Below are 16,448 nucleotides of genomic sequence, written 5' to 3'. Positions count from 1 at the left end.
ATCAAGCCGCATGATCTGACCTATATGCTCGTCAGGTCGGAGCGACCGCCTCGCATCGCAACCGGGAAGCCGAATTTGGACCATCGGGAGACAGCACGGATACTGGTTGCCGGCAGCGGCCCGGCAGGGCTGATTGCAGCGCTTGGCTTCGCAGATGCTGGCTTTCCCGTGACGCTCGTCGGACCTGAGGCAAACGGGCAAGACGGCCGCACGACGGCCTTGATGGACCCGGCCCTGAATATGCTTGAACGGTTGGGCGTCGTCGACCAGGTGAGATCCCAGGCCGCACCGCTGAAGGTGATGCGCATCGTCGACGCAACCAGCCGGCTGATTCGCAGCCCGGTGGTCACTTTTCGCGCCAGCGAAATCGGCGAGGAGCAGTTCGGGCTGAACCTACCCAACAGCGCGCTCAACCCTGCGCTTGCCGGGGCCGTTGCCGCGCATTCGGGCATCGAATGGCGAAAATCGATGGTGGAGACCTGGCGCCTCGACGCCGAGCATGCCCATGCGATCCTGTCTGATGGCAGTGAGATCGCAGCATCGCTGGCGGTCGCTGCCGACGGGCGCCTGTCGCCGGCCCGCGAGGCCGCCGGCATCTCGACATCCGCCCGGTCCTATCCGCAGGCGGCATTGGTTCTCAATTTCAGCCACCGCAGCGACCATGCTTTCACCTCGACCGAATTCCACACCGAGACCGGCCCGTTCACCCAGGTTCCCCTACCCGGCAACCGCTCCAGCCTTGTCTGGGTTGTAGAACCGGAGACGGCCAAAGAACTCGCCGCCCTGGACGACGCGACGCTTTCGACCCGGGTCGAACTGCGGATGCAATCGATGCTCGGCCGGGTGTCCGTCGAACCCAGCCGGCAGATCTACCCGCTTTCGGGCGTGACGCCGCGGTGCTTCGCGCGCAACCGGGTGGCGCTTGTCGGCGAAGCCGCCCATGTGTTCCCGCCGATTGGCGCGCAAGGTCTCAACCTTGGCATCAAGGATATTGACGATCTGATTGGAATTGCTTGTGAAAACAGGGAAGACCCGGGTGCCGTCAAATCACTCGCGGCTTATGATTTCAGGCGTCGACCCGACATTCTGGCACGCAGCAGTGCGGTCAACCTGCTCAACAAATCGCTGCTCTCTGACATGCTGCCGGCCCAGATGGCGCGCAGTGCAGGCCTCGGCCTGCTCGGCGGCTTCGCGCCGCTGCGCGCCTTTTTCATGCGCGAGGGCTTGCGGCCCGGCAGTGGTTTTGCAGCGCTCACCGGCGGCTTAAGGAAACAAGTCCGGCGGTAGTACGCCATGGCGGATCATGTAGAGCAGCCCGGTCACCGTCACGACCGAGAGGCAAGTGGTGATCAGCACGCTGGCCGAGGCCCGCTGCACCCAGACGCCATATTGTTGGGCTATGACGAAGACATTGGTTGCGGTCGGTAATGCCGCCAGCAGTACCGCCGAAAACATCCAGGTCTCGGAAAAATTGCCGATCCAGCTCAGAACGACATAGCAGAGCAACGGGTGCAGGATCAGCTTCAGCGCAGCGATCAACGCCAGTTCGTGCGGGATGCGATTGAGTGGTCTGAGCGCCAGGGTAACGCCCATGGCGAACAGCGCGCAAGGTGCCGCCGCCCTCGAAAGATATTCGAGGAAGCGCTCTACCGGCACAGGCGGGCGAAAACCGATATAGGCGGCTCCCACGCCCAGGGCGGTCGCGATGATGAACGGATGCAGCACGATCTTTCGCAAAACGCCCAGCATGAGCCGCGATGGCGACGTCTTGTCGTCGCCGGCCAGCGCCATCATCATCGGCGCGACGGCGAAATGCAGGATGTTCTCGAAACAGAAGATCAGGGCTACCGGCACCGCCGCCTCCTCGCCGAAGGCCAGCAATGCAAGCCCCGGCCCCATATAGCCGATATTGCCGTAGGCGGCGGCCAACGCCTTGATGGTCGATTGCGCTATCTCGCCTCTCGACGTCAGCGACGACCATGCAAACATCAGCGAAAAAACCGTGTAGGTGGAGAAGACCGAGCCGAAGATGAAGCTCCATTCGGTCAGCTGCTCGAACGGCGTCTTGGCAAGCAGTTGGAAGAACAGGGCCGGCAGCGCGACATAAACGATGAAGGTGTTCATCCAGCCGAGCGCTTCCAGTGGCTGCCCGGTGATGCGCGCCACCAGGAAACCTATGAAAATCAACCCGAAGAATGGAAGAACAAGACCGATGACGTCTGACATTTTGCGCTGACACTAACTCTCGGGCGGGGCTAGCCCGTAGCTTGACGGCGCGTCAAGCGCTTCGGCATTGAATTGATGCGGCGTTTGCGTCAAATAGAGGTAGGTATCGGCCCTAAAGTCGGGCTCGATTTTTTGTTGCGTAACGGGTAAATTTCAAGGTCCTAGAGAGTCATTGGCGCATTCTAAGGACGCGCGGCACTCTTAGGACTTAGTGGTGAGTACGATGAAAACAGCCAAATTCTCGATCGGACAGGTGGTTCGCCACCGGCTGTTTCCGTTCCGCGGCATCATTTTCGATGTCGATCCGCAATTCGCCAACACCGACGAATGGTACGAGGCGATCCCCGCGGATGCGCGGCCGTGTAAGGATCAGCCCTTCTACCACTTGCTCGCCGAGAATTCGGAAACGGAATACATTGCCTACGTGTCTGAGCAGAACCTGCTCGAGGATCAGTCTGGCGAACCTGTGCGGCATCCGCAGATCGGTGAGATGTTCGACAAGAGGCCCGATGGGCGCTACGAGCCGAGACGCCAGTCAAGACATTGACATGACGGGATTACGGGCCTGGCTTGGGTCAAGAACGGTCGACGGGAACAAAAAAGCGGGGCATGACCCCGCTTTTTTCTTAGTTATTTGCCCTGAGGCGATCAGTTGGCGGTCTTCGCCTTGTCCTGCTCTTCCTTGAGCTTCTTGGCGAAGTCCTGATTGTTCTTGGCCACGAAGTCCTGAAGCTTCTTTTGCCGATCCTCGATGTCCGACTGCTGCAGCGGTGGCCCGTCGAAGGCGCCACTGAAGCCGGTCAGCGCGATCTTGATCGGGTTCGGCTGGTTCTGGAAATTGACCGAGGTCAACGTCAGGTTGGAACCCTTCTTGAAGGAGGCGACGAGCTGGTCGGTCAGCGGCACTTCCGCCACGCAGCGGTCGGGGAAGCAGATCACATAATCGAGCTTCTGCGCCTTCCCGGTATCGATCTGTAGGCCAATGCCAGGAGGAACCAGGCGGCCGGTCGGAACCGTTACCTGGAACACTTTGCGGTTCACCTTGCCCTTCAATTCGATCAGGCTGACGCCGGTGACGAGCTGGCCGTTACCGGCGGTGGTAATGTTTTGAACATTGCAGATGTCGACGTCTTCCTGCTTCGTGCAGGCTTTGAACCAGCCCTGCGGAATCTGCTGTTGTTGCTGCGCAAACGCAGCGGGAAGTTGTGCGCCCAGAAAGCCGACCACGCCAGCGGCCAAGACCGACAGGCGGTACGCGTTGCTGTTCAGGCTCGTCATATCTTGCACTTCCTCTCAAATGATCCCGGGACCGGCTTCTTCGCGCCGTGTGGTCCAGCTACCTGTTGCCAAAATGAGGCAACAGAATGACTCGGACGGCGTGTTACACCGCAAGCGGTGCCGAATCCAGCCCGCTACCCGCAATTCTTGAACTGGCGATTGGCCGGAAGGCGACCGGCTCATGTTAGGGTGCGCTCCGAATCATAAAGCCGACCCAGTAAGGAGACGGTCATGGGCCGCGTTCTTGTTTGGCTGATTGCCGCGATCTCGTTTGCCAGCCTTTCGCCGGAGCCAGCGCTGTCGGAGCCGAAACACGCGATCGCCATGCAGGGCGAGCCGGCGCTGCCGGCCGACTATGCGCATTTCAACTACGTCAATCCCGATGCGCCCAAGCGCGGCAGCATCACCTATTGCGTCGTCGGCAGCTTCGACAATCTCAACCCGTTCATCCTGAAAAGCCTGCGCACGACCGCCCGCGGCGTGATCGATAGGATCTTCGGCAATCTCGTCTTCGAACCGCTGATGCAGCGCAATGACGACGAAGCCTTTAGTCTCTACGGCCTGCTTGCCGACACTGCCGACATGGACCCGGAGCGCAAGAGCATTGAATTCCACCTCGATCCGCGGGCCAAATGGTCGGATGGCCAACCGGTGACTGCGGAAGACGTTCTGTTCACTTACGACGTGTTTACCGAAAAAGGCCGGCCACCTTACAGCGCCCGTATGAGCATGGTCGCCAAACTCGAAAAGACCGGCGACCGCAGTGTGCGCTTTACATTCAATGACAAGGCCAACCGTGAGACTCCGTTGATTATCGCGATGACGCCAATCGTACCAAGGCATGCTTTCGACAAAGAGACCTTCGACAGGACCACGCTGAAACCTGTGATCGGCAGTGGCCCATACACCGTGGCGCAAGTGGCGCCCGGCCAACGCATCGTGTTCAAGCGCAACCCAAATTATTGGGGCAAGGACATCCCTGCCAAGCGCGGTTTCGACAATTACGACCAGATCACCATCGAGTATTTCCTCAACGCAAACGCCAAGCTGGAAGCTTTCAAGAAAGGCATCTGCGCCATCGATGATGACAGCGATCCCGTCAAGCGCGAGCGCGATCTCGACTTCCCGGCCTTCCACAAGGGCGATGTGATCGCCGAAACATTCGACACCGGCATCCCACCAGTGGTGACGGGATTCCTGTTCAACACACGGCTGCCGAAATTTTCCAATCCGGTCGTTCGACGCGCGCTCGGCATGCTCTACGACTTCGAATGGGCCAACAAGAGCTTGTTTGGCGGCAAGTACATGCGCACCATGAGCTATTGGCAGAACTCCGAGCTTTCCGCGCTCGGTCATCCGGCCGACGACAGGGAAAAGGCTCTTCTGGCGCCCTACCCGGGTCGTGTGCCGGCCGATGTCATGGACGGAACCTGGCGGCCACCCGTCACCGACGGCTCGGGCCAGGACCGCAAGGTGCTGAAGGCCGCGTACGACATATTGAAGGGCGCGGGCTATACTTTGCAAAATGGAGCGATGCTCGATCCAGAGGGCAAACCCTTCGGCTTCGAGATCCTGACTGCCTCGCAGAACGAGGAGCGCCTCGCCACCATCTACCAGCGCACGCTGGCGAAGATCGGCATCGATGTCGCCATCCGCAGCCTCGACGGCGACCAGATCCAGTCGCGCAAGCAACGTTTCGATTTCGAGGTGCTGATCGGTACCAGCGGCTTCGAGAACTCGTTGTCGCCCGGCATCGAGCAGCTCGGGCGCTGGGGATCCGCTGCCGCCAATGCCGAAGGGTCATTCAACCTCGCCGGCGTCGCCGATCCGGCGGTGGATGCCGCACTTGAGGCGATGCTCGACGCCCGCAGCCGCCAAGACTACGTTGCCGCCGTCCGGGTCCTCGACAGGTTGCTGATCTCCGGCAACTACATGGTTCCGATGCAGCACAACACGCAGCAATGGCTTGCCTACTGGAACTACCTGGAACATCCTGAGAAGACGCCCATATCAGGCTATCGGCTGCCAACGTGGTGGCGCAAGGCGAACTGAACACGATCCGAACCGAAGGTCCGCGTCAGCAGAAACTGGAACCTCGGTTTGCATGCCGACCTCCAGATGAGGTCATGCTCAGAAGAAAAGTTTCCCCTCCCGACAGGAGATCGCGATGAGCGAATTGAACTCCATTACTGTCGACGTCGTGTCCGACATTGTCTGCCCCTGGTGTTTCATCGGCCAGAAGCGGCTCGACAAGGCGATTGCCGCGGCAGGCGATATCGACGTGCACATACGCTGGCGGCCGTTCCAACTCGACCCGACCATCCCGCCCGAAGGCAAGGATCGCCGCGAATACATGGTGGCCAAGTTCGGCAGCGACGAACGCATACGCGAGATCCACGCCCGGATCGAGCCGCTAGGCGAGGCCGAGGGGATCAACTTCGACTTCGCCGCCATTAAGGTCGCGCCCAACACGCTGGCCGCGCACCGCGTCATCCGCTGGGCTGGAGCTGCCGGCGAGGTCGTGCAGAACCGGCTGGTGCGACGTCTGTTCCAGTTGAATTTCGAGGAAGGCGCCGATCTGGGCGATCATGTCGTGCTGATCAAAGCCGCCCGCGAGGCGGGCATGGACGCATCCGTGGTCGAGACGCTTTTACCGACGGACGCCGATGTCGAGGCGGTCCGCACCGAAATCGCCACCGCTTCGCGCATGGGCATCACTGGCGTGCCGTGCTTCTTGCTGGAGGGCAAGTATGCGGTGATGGGTGCGCAGGACGCCGATACGCTCACGGACGCCATTCGCCAGGTCGCGGCGGCCAAGGCGCGGGGTGAGCTGGAGAAAGCGGACTGAATAGACGCTACCCACCGCCACCTTGGCGCTGCCGCCAACGCCCGTTTCCGGTCACTTTTCCGACCGTCGCCAGGTCAACATGGCAACAGAGACGTGTCGAAGACGGCACGTTTTTGCGCGCATGCGTCTTCCCCAGCATAAAATCAGCTGATCGGCTTTTCAAAAAGTTGTGCAAAAAAGCTTCCCCTAGGGAAGGTAAAGACGCCCGCACATGTAAACCAACAAGCTATTGAAATTATTCGTACAATATGCGTGTGGGAACGTCACCGCATGACGTTGCGATGCTGCGTTCTGTTGCCTGACGGCAACGGCGAGAGGTTCAATCCCCCGGCAGGCCAAGAAAAGATAATGGAAAATGATCAATTGGTGTTACTGTCTGTAACAAAACTAAAAGAGGTTTGGGCGGATAGTGATTCGGGTCGGCAGACCAGAGCGACATTCAATATCGGAAAAATGGCTCCGCGGCGCCGCAAGGCCTCCGCTCCTGACACCGGTTTCCTCGATGCGCAGCTTCTGGGGACTGATGCGGGCCTACTGGTTCTCGGACCGCTGGGTGGAAGCCTGGACACTGACGCTGGTCATCGCGCTGTTCACCGCGCTCTCCAGCAAGGCCGGCGTCTGGTTCGCCGAAGCATCCGGGGAACTGGTCAACTCGATCGCCTTCTACCATGATGCCGCGAACACCACGCCGCTCGCATCGCTGCTCACCAACGCCGGCATACTTATCCTTCTGGTCGTGCTCAAGGATGCGGGCTTTACCGGCATCCGCACCTTTGTGTCCGCGACGCTGCATCGCAAATGGCGCGGCTGGCTGGACAGCCGTTTCAACGAAGCGCTTCTCGACACCAACCATACGCATTTCCACGCCCAGCACGGGTCCTCCGGCACCGCTGCTCCCGACAATATCGACCAGCGCGTACAGGAATCGATCAAGGACATGACCGGCGGAGCCATCGGCCTCGCCATGGGGGTCATGGCTGTCGCCACATCGCTCTATTTCGTCGGCCAGAAACTGCTTGAAACCTCGGTAGAGGTGAAAGGACTGGAATTCCTCGGCAGCTATGGCAGCGCGGTCCTGGCTTTCCTGGCGGTCGCCATATACGTGCCGCTGAATACCTGGATCGCGGTCAAGCTCGGCAGACTGCTGGAACGGCTCAATATCATGATGCAGCAGTCCGAAGGCAGTTATCGTGGCGAACTGACGACGTTCCTGCGCCGCAGTTTCCACGTCGCCGCCTCACAGGGCGAGAACGTGCAAAAGACGATGCATGACCGGCTGTATGTCGACATCGACCGCACCTGGGCGCGGCTGAACATCGTCAACACCAGCTATCGTTCTTTCGAGCTGGTCTACAATTTCATCGGTGCCCGCATTGTCGCCTATGCGCCGGGCCTCGTGCCCTACATCCACAACCGTTTCGATCTCAAGGGCTATATAACCGGCTCCGAGATGGTCAACTCGCTGATCAGTCAATGCTCGTGGTTCATCCACGTCATGCCTTCCATCGCGGCGCTGCGGGCCAACAGCCAACGGGTGACCGAGCTTGCCAATGCGATTGAAAATGTCCAGCATCCGCAAGAATTCTACAGCCTCACCGGCTGCTCCGATTTCCGTTACGATCGCCAGAACCCGGTTTTTGGCCTGACCATCCAGAAGCTGGAACTAACCCATCAGGGCGAGGACGCCACGCCGTTCCTAAGTGCTGCGAATTTGCGCTTCCGACGCGGCGAGTGGACGTTCTTGAAGGGCGAATCGGGCTGCGGCAAGACATCGCTGATCAAGGCGATCAACGGTTTGTGGCCCTATGGCCGCGGTACCATCGTCTTCCCGGAAGGGGTCGAAAGTTTTTATGCCGCCCAGGAGGTCAAGCTGCAGCAGGTTTCGCTGAAGCAACTGGTCTGCCTGCCCGGCTCAGAGCACGATCACACCGACACGCAGGTTGCGTCGGCTCTGCACAGAGCGGGCCTTGGCGATTTCATCGAACATATGGCCGATGAAACCCGTGAGGGTATGAACTGGGACCAGGTGCTTTCAGGCGGGCAGAAACAGAAGCTGGTTGTCGCCCGCATCGTGTTGCAGCAGCCAGGATTGCTGTTCCTCGACGAAGCGACCGGCGCGCTCGATCCCGAAGGGAAGATCGCTTTCCATCAGGCGATCAAGGACCATTGTCCAGACGTCACGGTGATCTCGATCATGCACGAGGCCGTGCCGCCAAGATCGCTTTCAGGCGCCGAATTCTACCACAGCATCGTTACCATCGCGGACGGTGTCGCGACCAAGAAGCCGCTGGCGCCGAGCCTGCCGGTCGAACTCACCACCATCCTCGCGCATCCAAGGCCGGTCGAGGAAAAATGGCTGCGCTTCCCTCGCCGCATGAGGCAGAAATAGCGGCGACACAACATCGCTGCTCACCGTCGCGTTTCACCCGGATCGGTGATCTATTTTTCAATGCCACTGGTGACCCCGCCCTGCCCGCGGCAGAATGCCCGTTGATGACGACACCGGCAAAACGTCAGACGCGCTCGCCGTCCTTCACCAGGTAAGTCGGCTTGTACATGGTGACGAGTTCTTCCGCCGCGGTCGGGTGCACGGCCATCGTGCGGTCGAAATCATCCTTGGTCAGGCCCGCCTTCAGCGGAATGCCGAGAAGCTGCGCCATCTCGCCGGCATCCGGCCCGAGGATATGAGCGCCGAGCACTCTCTTCGAGGCGCCGTCAACCACCAGCTTCATCAGCATCTTTTCGTCGCGGCCCGACAGCGTGTTCCGCATCGGCCGGAATGTCGCACGGTAGATCTCGATGTCGGGAAAGCGCTTTATCGCCTCGTCTTCCGAAAGGCCGACCGTGCCGATTTCGGGCTGCGAGAAGACCGCGGTGGCGATCGTATCATGGTCGGGCGCGGTCGGATTGTTCTTGAACACGGTCTCGACGAAACACATCGCCTCGTGGATCGCCACCGGCGTCAATTGCACGCGGTTGGTGACGTCGCCGATCGCCCAGATATTATCGATATTGGTTCGTGAATATTGGTCTACATTGATGGCGCCGGTCTTGGTCATCTCAATGCCGACGCCCTCAAGGCCCATATTCTCGGTGTTGGGCAGACGCCCGATGGCGAGCATGACCTGATCGACCGTTAGCACTTCCCCTCCAGTGAGGACGGCGTCTAGCCGTCCGTCCGGACGCTTCCTCACCCACTCGGATACGGCATGGCAGAGGATCCTTATTCCCTTCTTTTCCATCGTCTCGTGCAACATGCGCCTGAGATCCATGTCGAAGCGGGAGAGGATCTCCTTGCCGCGATAGACAAGCGTGGTGTCGACGCCGAGACCGTGAAAGATGTTGGCGAATTCGACGGCAATATAGCCGCCGCCTTCGATCATGATTGCCTTCGGCAGCTCCTTGAGGTCGAAGGCCTCGTTGGAAAAGATGCAGTGCTCATGGCCGGGCAGAGCGGGATGCGGTGCCGGGCGACCGCCGGTGGCGATCAGAATCTGATCGGCCGTGACGGTGCGGTCCTCGCCGAGGAGATGCACCCCATGCGGATCGACCAGCACGGCGCGCGACTGAAACGTCTCGCCGCCGGCGCCTTGCACATTCTTCCTGTAGATAGCCTCCAGCCGGCTAATCTCGCGATCCTTGTTGGCAACCAGTGTCGGCCAGTCGAAGCTTGCCTGTGGCACCGTCCAGCCGTAACCGGCAGCGTCGGCAAAGTGTTCGGGAAACTGCGATGCATAGACATAGAGCTTCTTCGGCACGCAGCCGCGTATGACGCAGGTGCCGCCATAGCGGTATTCCTCGGCAATGCCGACGCGCTTGCCGAGTGCTGCCGCCACGCGCGCCGCCCTCACACCGCCGGAGCCGCCGCCGATAACGAAAAGGTCGTAGTCGTAACCGGCCATGGTGCGGCTCCTTGCCCTTAAATGTCTGAGACAGGTAGGCTGCAAACCATCAAAAGAAAAGCCCGGACCACTTCGCCACGCATGTTGTCGGAAGTGCGTGACGGCGACCGGGCTTCCGGTCCAGCAGCGATAAACGCTGCCGGATTATGCTCAGTTCTTCGGTGCTTCCGGCTGCGCACCCTCGGCAGGAGCCGCGGCATTTGCCGGTGCTGCGGCCTTTGCTGCCGCGGCGAGCGTTTCGCCGACCTGCTGGGCGAGATCACGAGCGACACCGTTCTGCCATATCTCGGCCGCCTTGAGCAGTTCACGCGTCACGGCCGGGCCGCTGTCGAGCAGCTTCTTGCCGGAATCGGAATTATAGAAAGCGGCGATTTCGGTAAGCTCTTTTTCGGAAAACACCTTGGCATAGGCCATGGCTGCTTCCTTCTCGAGATCGGCGCGGCGCGAGGCCAGCGCCAGCGCCTTTTCGCTGATCGTCCTGCCGATCAGCTCCTGCATGTCCGGGTTCTTCTGGATAAGCTGCTGCTGAAGCGCGGCGGCTGCCTGCGGCAGGATGTTGTCGAACGGGTCCGTCGCGTGGATCGCCGCGACCGCAGCGCGCGCCGCCTTCAGATGCCCGTCGGTGACGTCCTGCGAGAACGCCGGCGACGAAAGCGCAAAGACGGCTGAAGCTGCCAGAACGGCAGAAAAACGGCGAACCCGGTTATGCAACGTCATGGTCGGTAGAACTCCCTGGTTTTCGGGCGGCAAGGACGGTTTGGATGCCGTCGCCGGCGATGATGGCCGCGGATGCAAGCCCGATGAAAAGACCATGCTCGACCACGCCTGGAATGGCATGGAGAGCATTCGAAAGCGCTCTTGTATCCGGAATGCGGCCAAAAGATGCATCGAGGATAAAATGGCCGCCGTCTGTAACAAAAGCCTGGCTCCCCGTCATCCTCAATGTGACCGGACCGGAAAGGCCGAGCCTTCCGGCTGCCGCGGCGATCGCGATTTCCGTGGCGCGCAGGCCAAACGGGTTGACTTCGATGGGCAGTGGAAAACGGCCGAGCGTCTCGACCACCTTCGAACGGTCGGCAATGACGATCATGCGGGCGGAAGCCGCCGCCACGATCTTTTCGCGCAGCAGCGCACCGCCGCCGCCCTTGATCAATGTCAGCGCCGGATCGATCTCGTCGGCGCCGTCGATGGTAAGGTCGAGTACGGGTGTTTCCTCCAGCGTCGACAGCGGCACGCCGAGCTCGCCGCAAAGGATGGCGGTGCGCTCCGAGGTTGGCACGCCGACGATGGTGAGGCCCGTGGCGACTTTTTCGGCAAGCAGCCGCACGAACTCTTCGGCGGTCGAGCCGGTGCCGATGCCAAGCCGCATCCCGTCGCTCACATGGGGAAGCGCTGCACGTGCGGCTTCGACCTTCAGTTGCCTCGCATCCATGTCGCCCCCAAAATTTGTTTGGGCGCTCCTACCATTTTTGCCAGTCCGATCAAAGACCTTGACTGTGGATTGACTGAGCCGGCTTGCCTGAATGGACCGCAGCGGCTATCGCCTGCCAACGACGCAATCGCCACAGGACAGGCCATGACCCGACCGATCATCGTGTTCGACCTCGACGGGACGCTGATCGATACAGCGCCGGATCTACTCGACAGCCTCAACCACAGCCTTGCCGCCAGCGAACTCGCAGCCGTCGATGACGTCGGCTTCAGGCGCTTCGTCGGCCATGGCGGGCGAGTGATGATCGAGCGCGCGCATGCCGCGCAGCAGAGATCGCTGGAAAGCGCGGAGCAAGACCGGTTGCTGAAGCTGTTCCTCGATCATTACACCCATAACATCCCCGGCAAGTCACGCCCCTATCCCGGCGTCGTCGAGACGATCGCGCGATTCGAGGCAGCCGGTTATCTCCTGGCGGTCTGCACGAACAAATACGAAGCCAACTCGGCGGCACTGATCGAGGCGCTTGGCCTGGCGAAGCATTTCGCTGCGATTTGCGGTCAGGACACGTTTGCGTTCCGCAAGCCCGACCCGCGCCATCTGACCGAAACAATCGCGCTGGCCGGCGGCGATCCGCACCGCGCGCTGATGGTTGGTGATTCGCAGACCGACATCGATACGGCGAAAGCCGCCGGCATTCCCGTGGTTGCGGTCGATTTCGGCTACACCGACCGCCATGTGCGCGAATTCGAACCTTCGGCGGTGATCTCGCATTTCGATGCGCTGACGCTTGGTCTGGCCGAACGCCTGATTGCCGCTGCGGGGCACTGAGCGACGGCGACCAGGTCTTCGCCGGAACGGCAGGACATCGCCTTGACTTCCCTGGCCTGCCTCCCTTATATCGCGGCGCGCTTGGCCTTCGGGCAACGAGCGGGCGATTAGCTCAGCGGGAGAGCACACCCTTCACACGGGTGGGGTCGCAGGTTCAATCCCTGCATCGCCCACCAATACCCCGCCTCCGGTACAAAAATCCGCCTCGCAGTCACCTAGGTTTCGCACCTTCGCCTCATCGCCAGGTTTGCCAACGGCTTCGTGCAATGCACCAAGCGGTTGGGTGCACATCACAAGTCTACCCTTGGAAGCACTCGGTCTGCATATTGAACGCAGCCCGGGAGAAAGTTGACGGACGACCAAATCGTCCTAGGTGAGCTGCTATCTCAGTGATTGTACCGGGAATTGACGAGAGGAAATCGCCGTCGACCTCCCGCTCCGACCAAGGTGAAACAGCGCAATTGCAAATGCTCCCGGCTTCCGCAAACATTGCTGAACCCCATCAAGGGCCCATAGCGGCCGACCCGAAACTAGGACGCTGGCTTCCGGCCCCGTGTCCTTGCGGCCTTCGGGATGACCGCGAATCCAGTCAGCGTCCTAAGTCAAGAGGGAGGAATGGCCAATGAAACTGACAAAACACCTTGCCGGCGTGGTGATCGCGTCGACCTGCCTGTGTATGCCCGCGCTGGCGCAGACGAAGTTGACCATGTGGTATCACGGCGCCGGCAACCAGGTGGAGTCGCGAATCCTCAACCAGATCGTCTCGGATTTCAACACCAGCCAGTCCGACTGGACGGTGGCCATCGAGAGCTTTCCAGAGAAGAGTTATAACGATTCAGTCGCGGCCGCTGCCCTAGCAGGCAACCTGCCCGACATCCTGGATGTGGATGGCCCCATCATGCCCAACTGGGCCTGGGCCGGCTATCTGCAACCGCTGCCGATCGACGAGAGCGAGTTCGCCGACTTCCTGCCCGGCACCAAAGGCGTGTGGGACGGCAAGCTCTATTCAATCGGTCTTTGGGACGCGGCGGTAGCGCTTTTTGCTCGCCGATCGACGCTGGACGAGCTGGGCCTGCGCACCCCGACCCTCGACAAGCCCTGGTCGAACCAGGAATTCATGGCCGCGCTCGATGCCGCCAAGGCCTCCGGCAAGTATGAATTTGCCCTTGATCTCGGCATGAACGATCAAGCCGAATGGTACTCCTATGCCTTCTCGCCATTCCTGCAGAGCTTCGGCGGCGACATTGTCGACCGCTCGACCTACCGGACCGCGGAAGGCGCGCTGAACGGCGAGGCTGCACAGGCGTTTGGCAAGTGGTGGCAATCGCTGTTCACCGGAGGCTATGCGCCTGGCAGCAGCGAGGATCCCGCCGATCAGCAGACCGGCTTCATCGAGGGGAAGTTCGCCTTCCAGTGGAATGGCAACTGGCGCGCGGTGGAGACGATGGAAGCCGTGGATGACGTTGTCTTCCTTCCAGCACCCGACTTCGGCCAAGGCAACAAGATCGGCGCGGGCTCCTGGCAGTTCGGCGTCTCGGCCAAGTCCAAGCATCCCGAAGGTGCTGCCGAGTTCATAAAGTTCGCCGCGCAGGACAAATATCTGGCCGCCTTCTCCGACGGCATCGGCCTGATCCCGCCCACGCCCTCGGCGGCACAGATGACAAAGAACTACGGGGATGGCGGCCCGCTCGCCATGTTCTTCGATCTCTCCAAAGCACAGGCGCTGGTGCGCCCGGTCACGCCGGGCTACGTGGTCCAGGCCAAGGTCTTCACCAAGGCGCTGGCCGACATCGCCAATGGTGCCGACGTAGCCGACACGCTCGATGCGGCGGTCGACGAGATCGACGCCGACATCGAAAGCAACGGCGGCTACGGTCACCGGTAGTTCCGTCGCGCCGGAGTCCCCGCCAGCCGCGGCCTCCACGCTTTCTGACTTCTTGGGCGGATATCGCAAATGGCGTCGAAATTAACCCTGTCGAACCGGACGGGCTGGACATTCGCCCTACCGGGCTTCGCACTCATCGTCATATTCGTCGTCCTGCCGTTTTTCTTCGCGATCGGTCTCTCATTGACAAATCAGCGGCTGCTGTCACCGAACGCCACCCAGTTCGTCGGGTTGGAAAACTATCGTCAGCTCCTGGGTTTTGCGGTGGTGACCCTCGAACCCGAGCGCGACGCTGCTGGCGAAGTGGTCCGAAACGGAGCCGGCGAAATCCAGTATCCCCGCTTGCGTGCGATCACCCGCAGCGACGACTATCCCCAGTATCGCGGCATGCGCGAATGGTTCCGCTGGCAGTCCGGCGAGAACGCCAAGGTCGCCATCGCCAGCGACGTCGTGTTCATGAAGGCGCTGGTAAACACCTTCCTTTTCGTCCTGGTCGTGGCGCCGATGCAGGGCGGCCTCGCGCTGATGCTTGCCTTGCTCGTCAACCAGAAGCTCAGGGGCATCAGCATATTCCGGACCATCTACTTCATGCCGGTGGTGGTCTCCATTGTCGTGGTCTCGCTGCTCTGGCGGTTCATCTATGACGGCCAGAACGGGCTGTTGAACAGCATTCTCCAGGGCCTCAGCTTCGGCCTTGTGCAGCCCGTCGATTGGCTGGGCAACCCCTCGACCGCGCTGCCTGCGATCATGGCCATGTCAATCTGGCAGGCCGTCGGCTTCCATATGGTCATCTGGTTGGCCGGGTTGCAGACGATCAGCCCCACGCTCTACGAAGCCGCCGCGATCGAGGGCGCCTCGAAATGGCAGACTTTCCGCTATGTCACCTGGCCGGGGCTGCGCTACACCGCGGTGCTTGTCCTTGTTGTGATCACCATGCAGGGCTTCGCGCTCTTCGCCCAGATCGACGTGATGACCAATGGTGGTCCGCTCGACAGCACCCAGACACTCGTCTTCCAGGCGGTCGAGCGCGGCTACGGCAAGCAGGACATTTCGGGCGGCTCGACCATCTCGGTCATTCTGTTCGCGATCGTGTTAGCGATCTCACTTATCCAGCGCTGGCTGACACGGGAGCGTTAAAATGGCCTTCCATCCCGACAGTCATGGCCTGAGGCTCTTCGTCCGTTATCTGGTGCTGTGCCTGATCGCTCTGATCTTCCTCTTTCCGCTCGTGTTCATGATCAACTCGAGCTTCAAGCCCGACAATCAACTCCTCGCGGACACCTCCAGCCTGCGTGCCTTCCTGCCCGTCGGGGACATCAGCCTCGACAACTATTTCGGAGCGTTCCGGCGGGCGCCGGTCGGCCTGTTCGTCTTGAACTCGGTTCTGGTCACCGGGGCGACCGTCCTTCTCTCGTTGCTGATCTGTTCGATGGCCGCATTCTCCTTCGCTTTCCTGCGGTGGAAGGGGCGCGATGTGGTGCTCTCGATCGTCATCGCGACGCTGATCATCCCTTTCGAAACCATCGCTGTCCCGCTCCTTCTCATGGTCTCGAAACTGCCCTGGATCGGGCTCGAGGGGCTGCAATGGGGCTGGCTGAACACCTACCGGGTGCAGATCATCCCCTGGATCGCCGACGGACTGACGATCTTCCTGTTCGTGCAGTATTTCAAAGGGCTGCCGGGCGAGTTGATCGAGGCGGGCCGGGTGGAGGGCGCGAGCTGGTGGCAGATCTACTATCGCATTGTCATGCCGCTTTCAGGACCGGTTCTGGCGACCGCCGCCATCCTGAAGTTCCTCGTCATGTACAATCAATACCTCTGGCCGCTCATCGTGGTGCAGCAGGAAAGCTACCGCCCGGTCATGGTCGGTCTCGGCTACTTCTTTCAACTCAACGTCGCCTGGGGCGAGGTCATGGCCTATCTCACCCTTATCACCGTCCCGGTGCTGGTCTTCTACCTATTCCTGCAGCGCGCCTTCATCGCATCGATCGCCTCGACCGGGGTGAAGGGCTGAATACATGGCTCTCGCGCTCAAGCACCAGCGGATCT

The 16,448-nt window shown here is 60.7% G+C and carries 14 protein-coding genes and 1 tRNA gene; 10 read left to right on the top strand and 5 right to left on the bottom strand.

Annotated features, from left to right (window positions below; translation table 11 throughout):
* Positions 1 to 75: 75 nt before the first annotated feature.
* Positions 76 to 1,287, top strand: coding sequence for a UbiH/UbiF family hydroxylase (locus ABID19_RS17935; RefSeq protein WP_354492562.1), 1,212 nt, complete (start codon positions 76 to 78; stop codon positions 1,285 to 1,287).
* Here ABID19_RS17935 and ABID19_RS17930 read toward each other — a convergent pair.
* Entirely contained in the window at positions 1,264 to 2,226 is a 963-nt protein-coding gene (locus ABID19_RS17930; RefSeq protein WP_354492315.1) for an AEC family transporter, read from the bottom strand. The genes ABID19_RS17935 and ABID19_RS17930 overlap by 24 nt on opposite strands.
* Before the next feature lie 223 nt (positions 2,227 to 2,449).
* Between ABID19_RS17930 and hspQ the strand changes: the two genes are divergently transcribed.
* On the top strand, positions 2,450 to 2,773 hold the full coding sequence (hspQ, locus tag ABID19_RS17925) for a heat shock protein HspQ (RefSeq protein WP_352930220.1): 324 nt from the start codon (positions 2,450 to 2,452) through the stop codon (positions 2,771 to 2,773).
* A gap of 101 nt (positions 2,774 to 2,874) precedes the next feature.
* Here hspQ and ABID19_RS17920 read toward each other — a convergent pair whose 3' ends face one another.
* Positions 2,875 to 3,504 carry an invasion associated locus B family protein gene (locus tag ABID19_RS17920; RefSeq protein ID WP_095486806.1) on the bottom strand — a complete coding sequence of 210 codons (630 nt, stop codon included), beginning with the start codon at positions 3,502 to 3,504 and terminating at the stop codon, positions 2,875 to 2,877.
* 231 nt (positions 3,505 to 3,735) lie between these two features.
* Between ABID19_RS17920 and ABID19_RS17915 the strand changes: the two genes are divergently transcribed.
* From ABID19_RS17915 to ABID19_RS17905, 3 genes are all read left to right on the top strand, one after another.
* A complete protein-coding gene (locus ABID19_RS17915) occupies positions 3,736 to 5,556 on the top strand; it encodes an extracellular solute-binding protein (protein WP_354492314.1) in 1,821 nt (606 codons plus the stop codon).
* A 115-nt stretch (positions 5,557 to 5,671) separates the two neighbouring features.
* On the top strand, positions 5,672 to 6,352 hold the full coding sequence (locus ABID19_RS17910) for a DsbA family oxidoreductase (protein ID WP_354492313.1): 681 nt from the start codon (positions 5,672 to 5,674) through the stop codon (positions 6,350 to 6,352).
* A gap of 502 nt (positions 6,353 to 6,854) precedes the next feature.
* Positions 6,855 to 8,741, top strand: coding sequence for an ABC transporter ATP-binding protein/permease (locus ABID19_RS17905; RefSeq protein ID WP_354492312.1), 1,887 nt, complete (start codon positions 6,855 to 6,857; stop codon positions 8,739 to 8,741).
* A gap of 124 nt (positions 8,742 to 8,865) precedes the next feature.
* On the opposite strand, the gene gor is transcribed toward ABID19_RS17905, so the two are convergent.
* From gor to rpiA, 3 genes are all read right to left on the bottom strand, one after another.
* Positions 8,866 to 10,254: a glutathione-disulfide reductase gene (gor, locus tag ABID19_RS17900; protein ID WP_354492311.1), complete on the bottom strand. Its 1,389-nt coding sequence runs from the start codon at positions 10,252 to 10,254 to the stop codon at positions 8,866 to 8,868.
* A 150-nt stretch (positions 10,255 to 10,404) separates the two neighbouring features.
* Positions 10,405 to 10,971 carry a DUF2059 domain-containing protein gene (locus tag ABID19_RS17895; protein WP_354492310.1) on the bottom strand — a complete coding sequence of 189 codons (567 nt, stop codon included), beginning with the start codon at positions 10,969 to 10,971 and terminating at the stop codon, positions 10,405 to 10,407.
* Positions 10,958 to 11,686, bottom strand: coding sequence for a ribose-5-phosphate isomerase RpiA (gene rpiA, locus ABID19_RS17890; protein ID WP_354492309.1), 729 nt, complete (start codon positions 11,684 to 11,686; stop codon positions 10,958 to 10,960). Before rpiA ends, ABID19_RS17895 begins: the two co-directional genes overlap by 14 nt.
* 144 nt (positions 11,687 to 11,830) lie before the next feature.
* On the opposite strand from rpiA, the gene ABID19_RS17885 reads away from it, so the two are divergent.
* The 5 genes from ABID19_RS17885 (at position 11,831) to ABID19_RS17865 (ending at position 16,413) form a co-directional block, all read left to right on the top strand.
* Positions 11,831 to 12,514: a phosphoglycolate phosphatase gene (locus ABID19_RS17885; RefSeq protein WP_354492308.1), complete on the top strand. Its 684-nt coding sequence runs from the start codon at positions 11,831 to 11,833 to the stop codon at positions 12,512 to 12,514.
* Positions 12,515 to 12,615: 101 nt separating this feature from the next.
* A tRNA-Val gene (locus tag ABID19_RS17880) sits at positions 12,616 to 12,690 on the top strand.
* A gap of 446 nt (positions 12,691 to 13,136) precedes the next feature.
* Positions 13,137 to 14,399, top strand: a complete 1,263-nt coding sequence (locus ABID19_RS17875; protein ID WP_354492307.1) for an ABC transporter substrate-binding protein — start codon at positions 13,137 to 13,139, stop codon at positions 14,397 to 14,399.
* A gap of 69 nt (positions 14,400 to 14,468) precedes the next feature.
* Positions 14,469 to 15,536, top strand: coding sequence for a carbohydrate ABC transporter permease (locus ABID19_RS17870; protein WP_354492306.1), 1,068 nt, complete (start codon positions 14,469 to 14,471; stop codon positions 15,534 to 15,536).
* Position 15,537: 1 nt separating this feature from the next.
* Positions 15,538 to 16,413, top strand: coding sequence for a carbohydrate ABC transporter permease (locus tag ABID19_RS17865; RefSeq protein WP_354492305.1), 876 nt, complete (start codon positions 15,538 to 15,540; stop codon positions 16,411 to 16,413).
* Positions 16,414 to 16,448 lie beyond the last annotated feature (35 nt).

It is taken from the genome of Mesorhizobium robiniae, from assembly GCF_040545535.1.
Lineage (GTDB): Bacteria > Pseudomonadota > Alphaproteobacteria > Rhizobiales > Rhizobiaceae > Mesorhizobium > Mesorhizobium robiniae.
This window is presented reverse-complemented; position numbering and strand designations above follow the sequence as displayed.

What these genes read in the sequence shown, in the direction of transcription:
- ABID19_RS17910 (WP_354492313.1), top strand. Translation starts at nt 5,672, where the DNA reads ATGAGCGAATTGAACTCCATTACTGTCGACGTCGTGTCCGACATTGTC.
- ABID19_RS17895 (WP_354492310.1), bottom strand. Translation starts at nt 10,971, where the DNA reads ATGACGTTGCATAACCGGGTTCGCCGTTTTTCTGCCGTTCTGGCAGCT.
- hspQ (WP_352930220.1), top strand. Translation starts at nt 2,450, where the DNA reads ATGAAAACAGCCAAATTCTCGATCGGACAGGTGGTTCGCCACCGGCTG.
- ABID19_RS17915 (WP_354492314.1), top strand. Translation starts at nt 3,736, where the DNA reads ATGGGCCGCGTTCTTGTTTGGCTGATTGCCGCGATCTCGTTTGCCAGC.
- ABID19_RS17905 (WP_354492312.1), top strand. Translation starts at nt 6,855, where the DNA reads ATGCGCAGCTTCTGGGGACTGATGCGGGCCTACTGGTTCTCGGACCGC.
- ABID19_RS17865 (WP_354492305.1), top strand. Translation starts at nt 15,538, where the DNA reads ATGGCCTTCCATCCCGACAGTCATGGCCTGAGGCTCTTCGTCCGTTAT.
- gor (WP_354492311.1), bottom strand. Translation starts at nt 10,254, where the DNA reads ATGGCCGGTTACGACTACGACCTTTTCGTTATCGGCGGCGGCTCCGGC.
- ABID19_RS17885 (WP_354492308.1), top strand. Translation starts at nt 11,831, where the DNA reads ATGACCCGACCGATCATCGTGTTCGACCTCGACGGGACGCTGATCGAT.
- ABID19_RS17920 (WP_095486806.1), bottom strand. Translation starts at nt 3,504, where the DNA reads ATGACGAGCCTGAACAGCAACGCGTACCGCCTGTCGGTCTTGGCCGCT.
- rpiA (WP_354492309.1), bottom strand. Translation starts at nt 11,686, where the DNA reads ATGGATGCGAGGCAACTGAAGGTCGAAGCCGCACGTGCAGCGCTTCCC.
- ABID19_RS17875 (WP_354492307.1), top strand. Translation starts at nt 13,137, where the DNA reads ATGAAACTGACAAAACACCTTGCCGGCGTGGTGATCGCGTCGACCTGC.
- ABID19_RS17930 (WP_354492315.1), bottom strand. Translation starts at nt 2,226, where the DNA reads ATGTCAGACGTCATCGGTCTTGTTCTTCCATTCTTCGGGTTGATTTTC.
- ABID19_RS17870 (WP_354492306.1), top strand. Translation starts at nt 14,469, where the DNA reads ATGGCGTCGAAATTAACCCTGTCGAACCGGACGGGCTGGACATTCGCC.